The organism is Streptomyces griseobrunneus (assembly GCF_046713465.1).
GTDB lineage: Bacteria > Actinomycetota > Actinomycetes > Streptomycetales > Streptomycetaceae > Streptomyces > Streptomyces microflavus.
Window position 1 is genome coordinate 6,853,206 of the sequence record NZ_CP177080.1, and the last position, 15,648, is coordinate 6,868,853.

Here is a 15,648-nt window from a genome sequence, read left to right on the forward strand (position 1 = left end):
CGCTCTCCTGGGCGGTGGCCGGGGCACTGTCAGTGGGGTCGCATAGGCTTCATGACGTGGAGCCCGACCTCTTTACCGCAGCCGCAGAAGACCGCCAGGAGAAGGACCCGTCCAGCAGCCCCCTCGCTGTCCGGATGCGTCCGCGCATCCTCGACGAGGTCGTCGGCCAGCAGCATCTGCTGAAGCCGGGATCGCCGCTGCGCCGCCTCGTCGAGGGGAGCGGCGGTCCGGCCGGTGCGTCGTCGGTGATCCTGTGGGGCCCGCCCGGCACGGGGAAGACGACCCTGGCGTACGTGGTCAGCAAGGCCACCAACAAGCGCTTCGTCGAGCTCTCCGCGATCACCGCCGGGGTCAAGGAGGTCAGGGCCGTCATCGAGAGCGCGCGCCGCGCCACCGGTGGGTACGGCAAGGAGACCGTCCTCTTCCTGGACGAGATCCACCGCTTCTCCAAGGCCCAGCAGGACTCCCTGCTCCCCGCCGTGGAGAACCGCTGGGTGACCCTGATCGCCGCCACCACGGAGAATCCGTACTTCTCGATCATCTCCCCGCTGCTGTCGCGATCTCTGCTGCTCACCCTGGAATCGCTGACCGACGACGACCTGCGTGATCTGCTGCGCCGGGCGCTGACGGACGAGCGCGGGTTCGGCGGAGCCCTCACCCTGCCCGAGGACGCGGAGGCGCATCTGCTGCGCATCGCGGGCGGTGACGCGCGCCGGGCGCTCACGGCCCTGGAGGCGGCGGCCGGCGCGGCGCTCGCCACGCACGAGGCGGAGATCACCCTGGAGACGGTCGAGGCCACCGTCGACCGGGCCGCCGTGAAGTACGACCGGGACGGCGACCAGCACTACGACGTGGCCAGCGCGCTCATCAAGTCGATCCGCGGCTCCGACGTGGACGCCGCCCTGCACTATCTGGCCCGGATGATCGAGGCGGGGGAGGACCCGCGGTTCATCGCCCGGCGGCTGATGATCTCCGCCAGCGAGGACGTCGGCCTCGCCGACCCCACCGCGCTGCCGACGGCGGTGGCGGCCGCCCAGGCCGTCGCGATGATCGGCTTCCCGGAGGCGGCGCTCACCCTCAGCCACGCCACGATCGCCCTCGCGCTCGCGCCCAAGTCCAACGCGGCGACGCTCGCGATCTCCGCCGCGCAGGAGGACGTGCGCAAGGGGCTCGCCGGGCCCGTCCCGGCCCATCTGCGTGACGGCCACTACAAGGGCGCAGCCAAGCTGGGCCACGCCCAGGGCTACGTCTATCCGCACGACGTCCAGGGCGGTATCGCCGCCCAGCAGTACGCGCCGGACGCGGTCCGCGACCGGCAGTACTACACCCCCACCCGGCACGGCGCCGAGGCGAGGTACGCGGACGTGGTCGAGCGGGTCCGCGAACGCCTGGGGCGTACGGGCGGCGGCGCGGACCCGTCCTGAACAGCCGGGCGACGGGGGCCGGCCCCCGGGATCAGGACGCGGCCGCCTCGAAGAGGGTGTGCATCGCCCGGCGCAGCTCGGTGACGTCCCGCACGGGCTCGGGGAACTCGAAGCGGGCGTCGAAGCACGACCCTTTGGCCTCCACGAAGCGGACCCGCAGCCCGAAGCGGTCCAGCGCCACGGGCACGGCGGTGGGCTGGTGGGAGGAGCAGGCCCGCGCCGTGCGCTCGCCCAGCAGCCCGCACAGGGTGCGCATCTGGTCGTCGTGGGCGGAGTGCAGGTGCTGGAGCAGCTCCGCCTCGTGGCCGGCCAGCGGATCGGGGGCGGCGTCCCGGAAGTGCTCCGCCTCGATGTCCTCGGCGCCCCAGAGGTCGTCCACGTACGCCTCTCCGAACTCCAGCCGCAGCATCATGCGGCCGGGTTCCGCGATACCGGGTACGGAGGTGAGCCAGCCGGAGATCCAGGCCCGGCCGCGGATGCGGTGCGGTACGGAGACCGGGGCGACATCCGTGATCTCCAGCACGGCCGTCAGCTCGTCGCCCTGCGCGTGTGTCGCGGCCCGTACGGCCGGGGAGTCCGCGGGGAATTCGAGGAACAGGTCGCCCTCGGGTCCCACGCTCCTGCTGTCCGGGACCAGGGGTTCGGCACGGGCCAGATCGAGCCCCGGTACGACGAGCAGCGCGGAGCAGGTACTCTGTACGAGAGTTCGTGTGCGCTCGGCTGCTGACGGCATCCGAGTGTTTTCAAGCCCGCTGGGACGCGGCTGACCACGATCAGATCGGCCTTCCGTCGTAGCAGCACCTTCTGATGTGCTGCCGCTGTCTGTGCTGTCCGTGACGTGAGTGGTGTTCCCAGGGCGAGACATGCGATCTCCTTGAGTAAGGTAAGCCTAACCTAACCTACAACGGAGGTCTGGAGAACGTGCCTAACCAGTCGCGTCCCAAGGTCAAGAAGTCGCGTGCCCTCGGCATCGCTCTGACGCCCAAGGCTGTCAAGTACTTCGAAGCTCGTCCGTACCCGCCGGGCGAGCACGGCCGAGGCCGCAAGCAGAACTCGGACTACAAGGTCCGTCTGCTGGAGAAGCAGCGCCTGCGTGCGCAGTACGACATCAGCGAGCGCCAGATGGCGCGCGCCTACGACCGCGCCAAGAAGGCCGAAGGCAAGACGGGCGAGGCGCTGGTCGTCGAGCTCGAGCGCCGCCTCGACGCCCTGGTCCTGCGTTCGGGCATCGCCCGCACCATCTACCAGGCCCGTCAGATGGTCGTCCACGGCCACATCGAGGTCAACGGTGGCAAGGTCGACAAGCCGTCCTTCCGCGTGCGCCCCGACGACGTCGTCCAGGTCCGCGAGCGCAGCCGCACCAAGGTCCCCTTCCAGGTGGCCCGCGAGGGTGGCTACGACACCGACGGTGAGACCCCCCGCTACCTCCAGGTGAACCTGAAGGCCCTGGCCTTCCGCCTGGACCGGGACCCGAACCGCAAGGAGATCCCGGTGATCTGCGACGAGCAGCTCGTCGTCGAGTACTACGCCCGCTGATCCAGGCGTAGCCGCTCTCACCAGCGCTCCGGCCCGCCCCTCCCTGTCATCCGGGAGGCGGCGGGCCTTCGCGTTCCCCCGGCAGCAGGACCACCGTCCGTCCCGGGCGTGTCGCGGTGCACCCGAGCCTCGCCGCCGCCGCTCAGCGCCCGCTCGACCGCGCCCGCCCGGTCCAGCCGCTTCCCGGCCCGCAGCCCCGCCTCGTACGCCGCGGCCCCCAGCTCCCGCCGCACCTGCTCCTCGCACTCCACCCGCGGCCGCCCGAAATACACCGAGCCGAACAGCGGCAGCCCCACCGAGGGCCAGATCCGCTCCGCCGCCCCCTGGAGCACCGCGGCCTCCCCGGCGTCCCCCTCCACCGCCGTCACCAGCGCCAGCAGCTCCAGCGAGAGCGCGGTGGACAGCAGGTCGTCGAAGGTCCGGCCGATCGACAGGCACTCCCCGAGCAGCTGCCGCGCCTGCTCCGGCCGCCCCCGCCGCAGCGCCGCGTACGCCAGGACGTAAAGGGCGTACGCCAGCGCCCACCGCTCGCCGTGGTCCTCGCAGACCTCCCGGACCTCCTCGCAGATGCCCGCCGCCGCGTCCAGATCACCCAGGAACGCCACCGCCATCGCCAGCTCGACCTGCGCCATCACCACATTGCTGTTCAGCTCGCCGATCTCCCGGTAGCGGCCGAGCGCGTCGCGCAGCAGCTCCTCGGCGCGCGGCGGGTCGTCCGTCACGATCGCCAGGCAGCCCGTGCGGTGCACCGCGTACGCCATCGCCGTGGCGTCCCCGGCCCGCTCGGCCTCCTCCCGGCACTCCTGGAGCGCCGAGACCGCCGCGGCCGCGTCGCCCTGGAGCACCGCCACATACCCCAGCACCCACAGCACCTTGAGCCGCGAGGCGTCGTACGGGGTCGGCTCCTCCAGTACGTGCTCCAGCCAGTACCGGCCCTCCGACAGCCGCCCGCACCCCGCCCAGTAGAACCACAGGGAGCCCGCCAGGTGCTGCGCCAGATGCACCTCGTCGGGGCTCTCCATGGAGCACTCCATCGCCCGGCGGAGGTTGGGCAGTTCACTGTCGATCCGGGCCGCCACCTCCGCCTGGCGCGCGGAGAACCAGTCCAGTTCGCACCAGGTCGCGAGCCCCAGGAACCAGTCGCGGTGACGGCGCCGTATCCGTCGGGTGTCCCCGGTCGCCGCCAGCCACTCGGCGCCGTACTCGCGGACCGACTCCAGCAGCCGGTAGCGGGTCCCGACCGCGCTGTCCTCACGCTCCACCACCGACTGGGCCAGCAGCTCCTCCAGCACGTCGAGCACCGAGTCGGCCGCCAGGCCGTCGCCGCCGCAGATGTACTCGGCGGCCTCCAGGTCGAACTGCCCGGCGAAGACCGAGAGCCGCGCCCACAGCAGCCGTTGCGCGGGTGTGCACAGCTCATGGCTCCAGCCGATCGCCGTACGCAGCGCCCGGTGGCGGGGCGGAGCACCGCGATTGCCGCCCGTCAGCAGCCGGAACCGGTCGTCCAGGCGCAGCAGCACCTGGTCGACCGAGAGCGCGCGCAGCCGCCCGGCGGCCAGTTCGAGCGCCAGCGGAATCCCGTCGAGGCGGTGGCAGAGCTCCCGGGCCGCCGCCCGGTCCCCGGCCGTCGGCTCCCGGTCCGGCCGCACCGAGCGGGCCCGCCCCCAGAAGAGCTCCACCGCGTCCTCGTCGCACATCGGGGCGAGGGTGAACGTCACTTCACCGTCCACCAGGAGGGGGCGGCGCCCGGCCGCGAGCACCTGGAGCCCCGGCGCCCGGCGCAGCAACTCCCTTACCAGGTCGGCGCAGCCGTCGACGAGGTGCTCGAAGCCGTCCAGCACCAGCAGCGCCCGGCGGTCACGGAGGTGCTCGATAAGGGCGGTGCGCGGCGGCCGGCCGGTGTGATCGGTCAGCCCCAGCGCCTCGGCCACGGCGTGTTCCAGCAGGCCGGGATCGTGCACGGGGGACAGCTCGGCGAGCCAGACCCCGTCGCAGTACCGTTTCTCCATCAGTGCGGCGATCCTGCTGACGCACCGCGTCTTGCCCACGCCCGCCACTCCGACGACGGTGACGAGCCGGGACTCCTCCAGCAGCCCGCCCAGCGCGGCCAGTTCGTCCGCACGGCCGATGAACCGGTTCAGCTCGGCCGGGACGTTGCCGGCCGGGACGTCACCGGCGGGAGTGGCAGGGCCTGGAGTGGCAGGGCGGGGGTCTGGATCGTCCGGGTTCGGGCAGGGGTGCTGCAGACGTCGCATGAAACACGCAGAGTACTGTTCCGGAAGCTCTCCGTACAATCTCGTTGTCGAACTCCGGGCCGGCCCCCGGAGAATGCCGCAGGGCCCGCCGGGAATGCGGTAGGGGAGGAGATGTACGGCGCGATAGGCTCGTGGGACGACGATCGGGCGCGCGGGCAGGAGCCTGCCGCGCCGACGGAGACAAGCCCCCGAGGGGGCCGACCGACGAGCAGAGAGCGGTGCACAGTGTCCGGTGGAGAGGTGGCCGGGATCCTCGTGGCCGTCTTCTGGGCGATCCTGGTCTCGTTCCTCGCCGTGGTGCTGGTGAGGCTCGCCCAGACGCTCAGGGCGACCACCAAGCTGGTGGCGGACGTGACCGAACAGGCCGTTCCGCTGCTGGCCGACGCCTCGGCGACGGTACGGTCCGCGCAGACCCAGCTGGACAAGGTCGACGCCATCGCGAGCGACGTCCAGGAGGTCACCTCCAACGCCTCCGCGCTCTCCTCCACCGTCGCCTCCACCTTCGGCGGGCCGCTCGTCAAGGTCGCCGCGTTCGGCTACGGCGTACGGCAGGCCCTCGGCCGCCGCACCGCCCCCGAGCCCGAACCGGAACCGGCGCGCAGCCGCTCCTCCCGCCGTACGGTGATCGTCGGCCGGACCGTACCTTCGGCGCGCGGACGCAAGCGCGAACGCCGAAACGCCCGCGGACAGAAGGACTGATCCAGCGATGTTCCGCCGCACGTTCTGGTTCACCGCCGGCGCAGCCGCCGGTGTCTGGGCCACCACCAAGGTCAACCGCAAGATCAAGCAGCTGACGCCCGAGAGCCTCGCCGCGCAGGCCGCGGAGAAGGCGATCGAGACCGGCCACAAGCTCAAGGACTTCGCACTCGACGTCCGTGAGGGCATGGTCCGGCGCGAAGCCGAACTGGGCGGCGCCCTGGGCCTGGAGGCGCCGGTCGACCCCGACCTCCCCGTCCAGCGGCACTACGCCGTCGAGGCGGGCGAGCCCGCCGCGCACCCGAACACGTACCGCAAGCTCCCCTACAACTCGAACAACCGGAATGAGGACCACTAATGGAGTCGGCTGAAATCCGCCGCCGCTGGCTGAGCTTCTTCGAGGAGCGCGGTCACACCGTCGTGCCTTCGGCGTCGCTCATCGCGGACGACCCGACTCTGCTGCTGGTCCCCGCGGGCATGGTCCCCTTCAAGCCGTACTTCCTCGGCGAGGTCAAGCCGCCCGCCCCGCGCGTCACCAGCGTGCAGAAGTGCGTGCGTACGCCGGACATCGAAGAGGTCGGCAAGACCACCCGGCACGGCACCTTCTTCCAGATGTGCGGCAACTTCTCCTTCGGGGACTACTTCAAGGAAGGCGCCATCCAGTACGCCTGGGAGGCCCTGACCAACTCCGTCGAGGACGGCGGCTTCGGGCTCGACCCCGAGAAGCTCTGGATCACCGTCTACCTCGACGACGACGAGGCCGAGCAGATCTGGCGCGACAAGATCGGTGTCCCCGCCGAGCGCATCCAGCGCCTCGGCAAGAAGGACAACTTCTGGTCCATGGGCGTCCCCGGACCCTGCGGCCCGTGTTCGGAGATCAACTACGACCGCGGCCCCGAGTTCGGCGTCGAGGGCGGCCCCGCCGTCAACGACGAGCGCTACGTGGAGATCTGGAACCTGGTCTTCATGCAGTACGAGCGCGGTGCCGGTGACGGCAAGGAGGACTTCCCGATCCTCGGGGACCTGCCGTCGCAGAACATCGACACCGGTCTCGGCCTCGAACGCCTCGCCATGATCCTGCAGGGCGTACAGAACATGTACGAGACCGACACCCTGCGCGTCGTCATGGACAAGGCCACCGAGCTGACCGGCGTCAGCTACGGCGCCGAGCGGGGAACGGACGTCTCGCTCCGCGTCGTCGCCGACCACATCCGTACGTCGGTGATGCTCATCGGCGACGGCGTCACCCCCGGCAACGAGGGCCGCGGCTATGTGCTGCGCCGCATCATGCGCCGCGCCATCCGCAACATGCGCCTGATGGGCGCCACCGGCTCGGTCGTCAAGGACCTGGTCGACGTCGTGATCGACACGATGGGGCTCCAGTACCCCGAGCTGATCACCGACCGCAAACGCATCGAGACGGTCGCGCTCGCCGAGGAGGCCGCCTTCCTCAAGGCCCTCAAGGGCGGCACCAACATCCTGGAGACCGCCGTCACCGAGACCAAGGCCGCCGGCGGCCAGGTCCTCGCCGGTGACAAGGCGTTCCTGCTCCACGACACCTGGGGCTTCCCGATCGACCTGACCCTGGAGATGGCCGCCGAGCAGGGGCTCTCCGTGGACGAGGACGGCTTCCGCCGCCTCATGCAGGAGCAGCGCGACAAGGCCAAGGCCGACGCCCGCGCCAAGAAGACCGGTCACGCCGACCTGTCCGCCTACCGTGAGGTCGCCGACAACTCCGGCGCCACCGAGTTCACCGGCTACACCTCCACCGCAGGCGAGTCCACCATCGTCGGCCTGCTGGTCGACGGCGTGCCCTCGCCCGCCGCCACCGAGGGCGACGAGGTCGAGGTCGTCCTCGACCGCACCCCCTTCTACGCCGAGGGCGGCGGCCAGCTCGCCGACACCGGCCGCATCCGGCTCGACACCGGTGCCGTGATCGAGATCCGCGACGTCCAGAAGCCGGTCCCCGGCGTCCACGTCCACAAGGGCGTCGTCCAGGTCGGCGAGGTGACGGTCGGGGCCCCCGTCTTCGCCTCCATCGACAACACCCGCCGCCGGGCCATCGCCCGCGCCCACAGCGCCACCCACCTCACCCACCAGGCGCTGCGTGACGCGCTGGGCCCGACGGCCGCCCAGGCCGGCTCGGAGAACTCCCCGGGCCGCTTCCGCTTCGACTTCGGTTCGCCCGCCGCCGTTCCCGGCACGGTCCTCACCGACGTCGAGCAGAAGATCAACGAGGTCCTCTCGCGCGAACTCGACGTCCAGGCCGAGGTCATGTCGATCGACGAGGCCAAGAAGCAGGGCGCCATCGCCGAGTTCGGCGAGAAGTACGGCGAGCGGGTCCGGGTCGTCACCATCGGCGACTTCTCCAAGGAGCTGTGCGGCGGCACCCACGTCCACAACACCGCCCAGCTCGGCCTGGTCAAGCTGCTCGGCGAGTCCTCCATCGGCTCCGGCGTGCGCCGTATCGAGGCCCTCGTCGGCGTGGACGCGTACAACTTCCTCGCCCGGGAGCACACGGTCGTCGCCCAGCTCCAGGAGCTGGTCAAGGGCCGTCCCGAGGAGCTCCCGGAGAAGATCGCGGGCATGCTCGGCAAGCTGAAGGACGCCGAGAAGGAGATCGAGAAGTTCCGCGCGGAGAAGGTCCTGCAGGCCGCCGCCGGACTCGTCGAGTCCGCCAAGGACGTCCGGGGCACCGCCCTGGTCACCGGCCAGGTTCCCGACGGCACCTCCGCCGACGACCTGCGCAAGCTGGTCCTCGACGTGCGCGGCCGGATCCAGGGCGGCCGCCCGGCCGTCGTGGCCCTGTTCACCACGGCCAACGGACGCCCGCTCACGGTCATCGCCACCAACGAGGCCGCCCGTGAGCGCGGCCTCAAGGCCGGTGACCTGGTGCGTGCGGCCGCCAAGACCCTCGGCGGCGGTGGCGGCGGCAAGCCGGACGTCGCCCAGGGCGGCGGCACGAACCCGGCCGCCATCGGCGACGCCGTCGCCGCTGTCGAACGCCTCGTCACCGAGACGGCGTGACGGGCGGTATGACACAGATGCGCCGCGGACGACGGCTCGCCGTCGACGTCGGGGACGCCCGGATCGGGGTCGCCTCGTGCGACCCCGACGGGATCCTGGCCACGCCGGTGGAGACCGTGCCGGGACGCGATGTCCCGGCCGCCCACCGGCGGCTCGGCCAGATCGTGGAGGAGTACGAGCCGATCGAGGTCATCCTCGGCCTGCCGCGCTCCCTCGGCGGCGGCGAGGGCCCGGCGGCAGCCAAGGTCCGCGACTTCGCCCAGACGTTCGCCCGTTCGATCGCACCCGTTCCGGTGCGTCTGATGGACGAGAGGATGACCACAGTGACGGCCACTCAGGGGCTGCGCGCCTCGGGCGTGAAGTCCAAGAAGGGCCGGTCTGTCATCGACCAGGCTGCCGCTGTGGTGATCCTTCAGAACGCTCTGGAGTCCGAACGGGCGTCAGGCAATCCCCCGGGCGAGGGCGTCGAAGTGGTTGTCTGATCGCGATACGGTAACGTTCCGCGCGATGCGTCGGTGGTTCGAACAAACACCGCACAGCGAAGCGAAGAGACGGAACGTCGTCTCGCGGCTCTAGGGGATCGATGACTGAGTATGGCCGGGGCCCCGGCTCCGAACCGTGGCATCCCGAGGACCCCTTGTACGGGGACCAGGGATGGGGAGGCCAGCAGGCCGCCCACGGCCAGAGCCAGTACGGCGACCAGCAGCAGTCCTATCCGCAGGACCCGTACGCCCAGCAGCAGAACCACCAGCAGCACCAGCAGCAGAGCCATCAGCAGTACCCGCAGCAGCAGCCGTACGACCAGAACCAGCAGCACCAGAACCACCAGCAGTACGAGCAGCCGCAGCAGCACCAGCAGTACGGCACGCCCCAGCAGGACCCGTACGGTCAGCAGCCATCCGCCCAGCCGCAGTACAACGGCGGCTGGGACACCGGGCAGCAGAGCGCCATGCCGTACGGGGCCGAGCCCCAGGACCCGTACGCCCAGCAGCAGTCGGCATACGGCGAATCGCACGACTACTACGGCACGCCCGATGCCTACCCTCCGCCGCAGCCGCCGGGCCGCCGCGAGGCCGGGCACCAGCAGCCGGAGCAGCAGCAGAAGCCGTCGACGGACTGGGATCCGGACGAGCCGCAGGAAGAGACGCATCCTTTCTTCACCGGCTCCGACGAACCCGTCGGCCGCGAGCCCCGCGACGACGACGATGACCCGGACGACGACTCCTCGCGCTCCTCGCGCCGCGACCGCGGCGGCAGCGACCGGCGGGGCGGCAAGGGCAAGAAGAAAAAGAGCCGCAACGGCTGCGCCTGCCTGGTCGTCTCCCTCGTCCTGGTCGGCGGCCTCGGCGGAGTGTCGTACGTCGGCTACACCTTCTGGAAGAAGCAGTTCGGCGCCCCGGCCGACTTCGCGGGGGAGGGTACCGGCGAGCAGGTCGAGGTCGAGATCCCTGAGGGAGCCCTCGGCTACGACATCGCCAACATTCTGCGCAAGAAGGGCGTGGTCAAGTCCTCCGACGCCTTTGTCGCGGCGCAGAACAGCAACCCCAAGGGCAAGTTGCTCCAGGCCGGTGTCTACCTCCTCAACAAGGAGATGTCGGCGTCCAGCGCGGTCGCCCTGATGCTCGATTCCAAGAGCCAGAACCTCCTGGTGATCCCTGAGGGCACCCGTAACGCCAAGGTCTACGAGAAGATCGACCTACGGCTGGGGCTCGAGAAGGGCTCCACGGCGAAGATCGCCAAGGCCAAGGCGGAGTCGCTGGGGCTGCCCGACTGGGCCGACGACAACCCGGACGTGAAGGACCCGCTGGAGGGCTTCCTGTACCCGGCGGCCTACCCCGTCGCCAAGGGATCGAAGCCCGAGGACGCGCTGAAGCGGATGGTCACCCGGGCCAACAAGGAGTACGCCAAGCTCGACCTGGCGGCCGGCGCCCAGAAGCTCGGCCTCACGAGCCCGTGGGAGCTCATCACCGTCGCCAGCCTCGTGCAGGTCGAGGGCAAGTACAAGCACGACTTCGACAAGGTGGCGCGAGTCGTCTACAACCGGCTCAAGCCCGGCAACATGGAGACCGTCGGGCGGCTGGAATTCGACTCCACGGTCAACTACATAAAGGGTCAGAGCACCCTGGACATCGGAGCCGTCGACGATCTCCGGAAGATCAACGATCCGTACAACACGTACAAGATCATCGGCCTGCCGTCCGGCCCGATCAGCAACCCGGGCGGGGACGCTCTGCACTCGGCCATGAATCCGACTCCGGGTCCCTGGTACTACTTCGTCTCCATCAACGAGGACAAGACCGTCTTCGCGGAGACCAACGAGGAGCACGAGAAGAACCGGCGCGAGTACGAAGAAGGGAAGTCCGGCCAGTGAACGGGCCCCGCCGGGCCGCCGTCCTCGGCTCGCCCGTCGCCCACTCCCTCTCCCCGGTCCTGCACCGCGCCGCCTACGCCGAGCTCGGCCTCGACGACTGGTCCTACGACCGGTTCGAGGTCGACGAGGCGGCGCTGCCCGGCTTCGTCGGGGGGCTGGACCGCTCCTGGGCGGGGCTGTCCCTGACCATGCCGCTGAAGCGGGCGATCATCCCGCTGCTGGACGAGATCAGCCCGACCGCCGCCTCGGTGGAGGCCGTCAACACGGTCGTGTTCACCGAGGACGGCCGACGGGTCGGCGACAACACGGACATCCCCGGCATGATCGCCGCCCTGCGTGAGCGCGGGGTCGAGAAGGTCGAGTCCGCCGCCGTCCTCGGCGCCGGTGCCACCGCCTCCTCCGCCCTCGCCGCGCTCGCGGTGATCTGCGCCGGACCGGTCACCGCCTACGTACGCAGCCGGGAACGCGGCGACGAGATGCGGGGCTGGGGACAGCGCCTCGGCGTGGACGTCCGGATCGCGGACTGGGCCGAGGGCGCACGCGCGCTGGAGGCACCGCTCGTCATCGCCACGACCCCGGCCGGTACGACGGACTCCGTGGCCGCCGACGTACCGCAGAATCCGGGCATCCTCTTCGACGTGCTGTACGAGCCCTGGCCGACGGCGCTGGCCGCCGCCTGGACGGCGCGTGGCGGCTCCGTCGTCGGAGGACTCGACCTCCTTGTGCATCAGGCGCTGCTCCAGGTCGAACAGATGACAGGCCGGAGCCCGGCCCCGCTGGCGGCCATGCGGCAGGCCGGGGAAGCGGCGATCGCGGCCCGCTGACACGTTCGACCTGATGAAGAGGCGTCCGGTTCCTGGACCGGCGGCCGGACACCGAGCACAGTCGTGGGAGGATCGACGGCGGCGGGCCGGGGCCGCGCACCTGGTCGTGCCGTCGGATTTTCAGGCGCGAGCATGAGGGAGCACCGTTGAGCAGGTTGCGCTGGCTGACCGCAGGGGAGTCGCACGGCCCCGCACTGGTGGCGACGCTGGAGGGTCTTCCCGCCGGCGTCCCGGTCACCACGGAGATGGTGGCGGAGGCGCTCGCCCGGCGACGGCTCGGCTACGGCCGCGGTGCGCGGATGAAGTTCGAGCAGGACGAGGTCACCTTCCTCGGCGGCGTACGGCACGGTCTCACCATGGGCTCCCCGGTCGCCGTCATGGTCGGCAACACCGAGTGGCCCAAGTGGGAGCAGGTCATGTCGGCCGACCCGGTCGACCCCGACGAGCTGGCCAAGCTGGCCCGTAACGCCCCGCTGACCCGGCCCCGCCCCGGCCACGCCGACCTGGCGGGGATGCAGAAGTACGGCTTCGACGAGGCCCGGCCGGTCCTGGAGCGGGCCAGCGCCCGGGAGACCGCCGCACGTGTGGCCCTCGGGGCCGTCGCCCGCTCCTACCTCAAGGAGACCGCGGGCATCGAGATCGTCAGCCATGTCGTCGAGCTGGCGGCCGCGAAGGCGCCCTACGGCGTCTACCCGGTCCCCGCCGACGTGGCGAAGCTGGACGCCGACCCGGTCCGCTGCCTGGACGCCGACGCCTCCAAGGCGATGGTGGCCGAGATCGACCAGGCCCACAAGGACGGCGACACCCTCGGCGGAGTCGTCGAGGTGCTGGCGTACGGCGTGCCCGTCGGGCTCGGCTCGCACGTCCACTGGGACCGCCGCCTCGACGCCCGGCTCGCCGCCGCGCTCATGGGCATCCAGGCCATCAAGGGCGTCGAGGTCGGCGACGGCTTCGAGCTGGCCCGGGTCCCCGGCTCGAAGGCGCACGACGAGATCGTCGCCACCGACGAGGGCATCCGGCGCACCTCCGGCCGCTCCGGCGGCACCGAGGGCGGGCTCACCACCGGCGAGCTGCTGCGGGTCCGCGCCGCGATGAAGCCCATCGCGACCGTGCCGCGCGCCCTGGCCACCGTCGACGTCGTCACCGGCGAGGCCACCAAGGCCCACCACCAGCGCTCCGACGTCTGTGCCGTCCCGGCCGCGGGCATCGTCGCGGAGGCGATGGTCGCCCTGGTCCTGGCCGACGCGGTCGCGGAGAAGTTCGGCGGCGACAGCGTCCCCGAGACCTCCCGCAACGTCCGGTCGTACCTCGACCACCTCCAGATCCGATGAGCGGCCCCCTGGTCGTCCTCGTCGGCCCGATGGGCGTCGGCAAGTCCACCGTCGGCGAACTGCTCGCAGCCCGGCTCGGCACCACCTACCGGGACACCGACGCGGACGTCGTCGCCGAGGCGGGCAAGCCGATCGCGGAGATCTTCTACGACGAGGGCGAGGAGCACTTCCGCGCCCTGGAGCGCCGGGCCGTCGCCGCGGCCCTCGCCGGGCACGCGGGCGTCCTCTCCCTCGGCGGCGGAGCCGTCCTGGACGGGGCGACCAGGGAGCTGCTGGCGGACCGGCCGGTCGTCTACCTCTCCATGGACGTGGACGAGGCCGTCCGCCGCGTCGGTCTCGGCGCCGCCCGCCCGCTGCTCGCGGTCAACCCGCGCCGGCAGTGGCGCGAACTGATGGACGCCCGCCGCCACCTCTACGAAGAGGTCGCCCGCACCGTCGTCGCCACCGACGAGAACACCCCCGAAGAGGTCGCCCAGGCGATCATCGACGCACTGGAACTGCCGGAGGGCGCAGCGGCCCCCGGCGTGGAGAACACCGGCATGACACAGCAGGGCCCCACCCGCATCCAGGTCGCAGGCTCCGCGGGCTCCGACCCGTACGAGGTCCTCGTCGGCCACCAGCTCCTCGGCGAGCTGCCCCAGCTGATCGGCGACCGCGCCCGGCGGGTCGCCGTCCTGCACCCCGAGGCGCTCGCCGATACCGGTGAGGCGGTCCGCCAGGACCTCGCCGACCAGGGGTACGAGGCCATCGCGATCCAGCTGCCGAACGCGGAGGAGGCCAAGACCGTCGAGGTCGCCGCCTACTGCTGGAAGGCGCTCGGCCAGACCGGCTTCACCCGCACCGACGTGATCGTCGGCATCGGCGGCGGCGCCACCACGGACGTCGCCGGGTTCGTCGCGGCCAGCTGGCTGCGCGGGGTGCGCTGGATCGCGATCCCCACCACCGTGCTCGGCATGGTCGACGCGGCCGTCGGCGGCAAGACCGGCATCAACACCGCCGAGGGCAAGAACCTCGTCGGCGCCTTCCACCCGCCTGCCGGGGTGCTCTGCGACCTCGCCGCGCTGGACTCGCTGCCGGTCCACGACTACGTCTCCGGCATGGCCGAGATCATCAAGGCCGGCTTCATCGCCGACCCGGTCATCCTCGACCTCGTCGAGGCCGACCCCGAGGGCGCCCGCACCCCGGCCGGACCCCACACCGCCGAGCTGATCGAGCGGTCCATCCGGGTCAAGGCCGAGGTCGTCTCCAGCGACCTCAAGGAGTCCGGACTCCGCGAGATCCTCAACTACGGCCACACCCTGGCCCACGCCATCGAGAAGAACGAGCGCTACAAGTGGCGCCACGGCGCCGCCGTCTCCATCGGCATGGTCTTCGCCGCCGAGCTGGGCCGGCTCGCCGGACGCCTGGACGACGCAACCGCCGACCGGCACCGCACGGTCCTGGAGTCGGTGGGCCTGCCGCTCGCCTACCGCGCCGACCAGTGGCCCAAGCTGCTGGAGAACATGAAGGTCGACAAGAAGTCCCGCGGCAACCTGCTGCGCTTCATCGTCCTGGACGCCCTCGGCAAGCCCACCGTCCTGGAGGGCCCCGACCCGGCCGTGCTGCTCGCCGCCTACGGGGAGGTCTCCGCGTGACCCGCAGGGTCTTCGTCCTGAACGGCCCCAACCTCGGCCGGCTCGGCTCACGCGAGCCCGACGTCTACGGGGCCACCTCCTACGCCGGACTCGTCGAGACCTGCACCACGCTCGGCAAGGAGCTCGGCTTCGACGTCGACGTACGCGAGACCAACGACGAGGGCGAACTGATCCGCTGGCTCCACGAGGCGGCGGACGGTTCGATTCCGGTCGTCCTCAACCCGGGCGCCTTCACGCACTACTCGTACGGGATGAGGGACGCGGCGGCCCAGCGCACCGCCCCGCTGATCGAGGTGCACATCTCCAACCCGTACGCCCGCGAGGAGTTCCGGCACACCTCGGTGGTCGCCCCGGTGGCCACCGGCACCGTCGCCGGGTTCGGCATCGGCTCCTACCGGCTCGCCCTGCGGGCCCTGTCCGACGAACTGACGGACTGACACCCGTACCGGCCCGCGCGGCCGGCGGGCACTTCGCACCCTCCCGGGCCGTTCACCCTGAGACGGCCCGGGAAGGTACGGTGGCCGTCCCATCAGCGTCAGTTGCAGTTACG

The 15,648-nt window shown here is 71.3% G+C and carries 13 protein-coding genes; 11 read left to right on the forward strand and 2 right to left on the reverse strand.

Going from position 1 to position 15,648, the window contains the following annotated elements:
- The first annotated feature begins 56 nt into the window (after positions 1-56).
- A complete protein-coding gene (locus ACK8N7_RS31290; protein WP_403212204.1) occupies positions 57-1,424 on the forward strand; it encodes a replication-associated recombination protein A in 1,368 nt (455 codons plus the stop codon).
- Positions 1,425-1,455: 31 nt separating this feature from the next.
- Here ACK8N7_RS31290 and ACK8N7_RS31295 read toward each other — a convergent pair whose 3' ends face one another.
- Positions 1,456-2,157: a DUF2470 domain-containing protein gene (locus ACK8N7_RS31295; RefSeq protein ID WP_500444645.1), complete on the reverse strand. Its 702-nt coding sequence runs from the start codon at positions 2,155-2,157 to the stop codon at positions 1,456-1,458.
- Positions 2,158-2,345: 188 nt separating this feature from the next.
- On the opposite strand from ACK8N7_RS31295, the gene rpsD reads away from it, so the two are divergent.
- Complete coding sequence (rpsD, locus tag ACK8N7_RS31300) at positions 2,346-2,960, forward strand: 30S ribosomal protein S4 (protein WP_015607373.1); 615 nt, start codon at positions 2,346-2,348, stop codon at positions 2,958-2,960.
- A 17-nt stretch (positions 2,961-2,977) separates the two neighbouring features.
- Here rpsD and ACK8N7_RS31305 read toward each other — a convergent pair whose 3' ends face one another.
- On the reverse strand, positions 2,978-5,215 hold the full coding sequence (locus ACK8N7_RS31305) for an ATP-binding protein (protein ID WP_500444646.1): 2,238 nt from the start codon (positions 5,213-5,215) through the stop codon (positions 2,978-2,980).
- A 240-nt stretch (positions 5,216-5,455) separates the two neighbouring features.
- Between ACK8N7_RS31305 and ACK8N7_RS31310 the strand changes: the two genes are divergently transcribed.
- From ACK8N7_RS31310 to aroQ, 9 genes are all read left to right on the forward strand, one after another.
- Positions 5,456-5,914: a DUF948 domain-containing protein gene (locus ACK8N7_RS31310; protein WP_403212211.1), complete on the forward strand. Its 459-nt coding sequence runs from the start codon at positions 5,456-5,458 to the stop codon at positions 5,912-5,914.
- A gap of 7 nt (positions 5,915-5,921) precedes the next feature.
- Complete coding sequence (locus ACK8N7_RS31315) at positions 5,922-6,269, forward strand: DUF6167 family protein (RefSeq protein WP_403212213.1); 348 nt, start codon at positions 5,922-5,924, stop codon at positions 6,267-6,269.
- Positions 6,269-8,938 (forward strand): alanine--tRNA ligase, encoded by a 2,670-nt coding sequence (alaS, locus tag ACK8N7_RS31320; RefSeq protein ID WP_500444647.1) that lies wholly within the window; start codon positions 6,269-6,271, stop codon positions 8,936-8,938. The genes ACK8N7_RS31315 and alaS overlap by 1 nt, the downstream gene beginning before the upstream one ends.
- A gap of 8 nt (positions 8,939-8,946) precedes the next feature.
- A complete protein-coding gene (gene ruvX / locus ACK8N7_RS31325; RefSeq protein WP_403212217.1) occupies positions 8,947-9,420 on the forward strand; it encodes a Holliday junction resolvase RuvX in 474 nt (157 codons plus the stop codon).
- Positions 9,421-9,521: 101 nt separating this feature from the next.
- The gene (mltG, locus tag ACK8N7_RS31330; protein WP_500444648.1) at positions 9,522-11,309 is read left to right on the forward strand and encodes an endolytic transglycosylase MltG; all 1,788 of its coding nucleotides are present in this window, start codon (positions 9,522-9,524) and stop codon (positions 11,307-11,309) included.
- Positions 11,306-12,133 (forward strand): shikimate dehydrogenase, encoded by an 828-nt coding sequence (locus ACK8N7_RS31335; protein ID WP_403212221.1) that lies wholly within the window; start codon positions 11,306-11,308, stop codon positions 12,131-12,133. The genes mltG and ACK8N7_RS31335 overlap by 4 nt, the downstream gene beginning before the upstream one ends.
- A gap of 146 nt (positions 12,134-12,279) precedes the next feature.
- On the forward strand, positions 12,280-13,464 hold the full coding sequence (aroC, locus tag ACK8N7_RS31340; RefSeq protein ID WP_403212223.1) for a chorismate synthase: 1,185 nt from the start codon (positions 12,280-12,282) through the stop codon (positions 13,462-13,464).
- Positions 13,461-15,098 carry a 3-dehydroquinate synthase gene (gene aroB / locus ACK8N7_RS31345; RefSeq protein WP_403212225.1) on the forward strand — a complete coding sequence of 546 codons (1,638 nt, stop codon included), beginning with the start codon at positions 13,461-13,463 and terminating at the stop codon, positions 15,096-15,098. The genes aroC and aroB overlap by 4 nt, the downstream gene beginning before the upstream one ends.
- Positions 15,095-15,535 (forward strand): type II 3-dehydroquinate dehydratase, encoded by a 441-nt coding sequence (gene aroQ / locus ACK8N7_RS31350; protein WP_015607363.1) that lies wholly within the window; start codon positions 15,095-15,097, stop codon positions 15,533-15,535. The genes aroB and aroQ overlap by 4 nt, the downstream gene beginning before the upstream one ends.
- Positions 15,536-15,648 lie beyond the last annotated feature (113 nt).

Excerpts from the sequence above, each read along its gene's own strand:
- ruvX (WP_403212217.1), top strand. The coding sequence starts at position 8,947 with ATGACACAGATGCGCCGCGGACGACGGCTCGCCGTCGACGTCGGGGAC.
- ACK8N7_RS31315 (WP_403212213.1), top strand. The coding sequence starts at position 5,922 with ATGTTCCGCCGCACGTTCTGGTTCACCGCCGGCGCAGCCGCCGGTGTC.
- ACK8N7_RS31295 (WP_500444645.1), bottom strand. The coding sequence starts at position 2,157 with ATGCCGTCAGCAGCCGAGCGCACACGAACTCTCGTACAGAGTACCTGC.
- ACK8N7_RS31305 (WP_500444646.1), bottom strand. The coding sequence starts at position 5,215 with ATGCGACGTCTGCAGCACCCCTGCCCGAACCCGGACGATCCAGACCCC.
- mltG (WP_500444648.1), top strand. The coding sequence starts at position 9,522 with ATGACTGAGTATGGCCGGGGCCCCGGCTCCGAACCGTGGCATCCCGAG.
- alaS (WP_500444647.1), top strand. The coding sequence starts at position 6,269 with ATGGAGTCGGCTGAAATCCGCCGCCGCTGGCTGAGCTTCTTCGAGGAG.
- aroB (WP_403212225.1), top strand. The coding sequence starts at position 13,461 with ATGAGCGGCCCCCTGGTCGTCCTCGTCGGCCCGATGGGCGTCGGCAAG.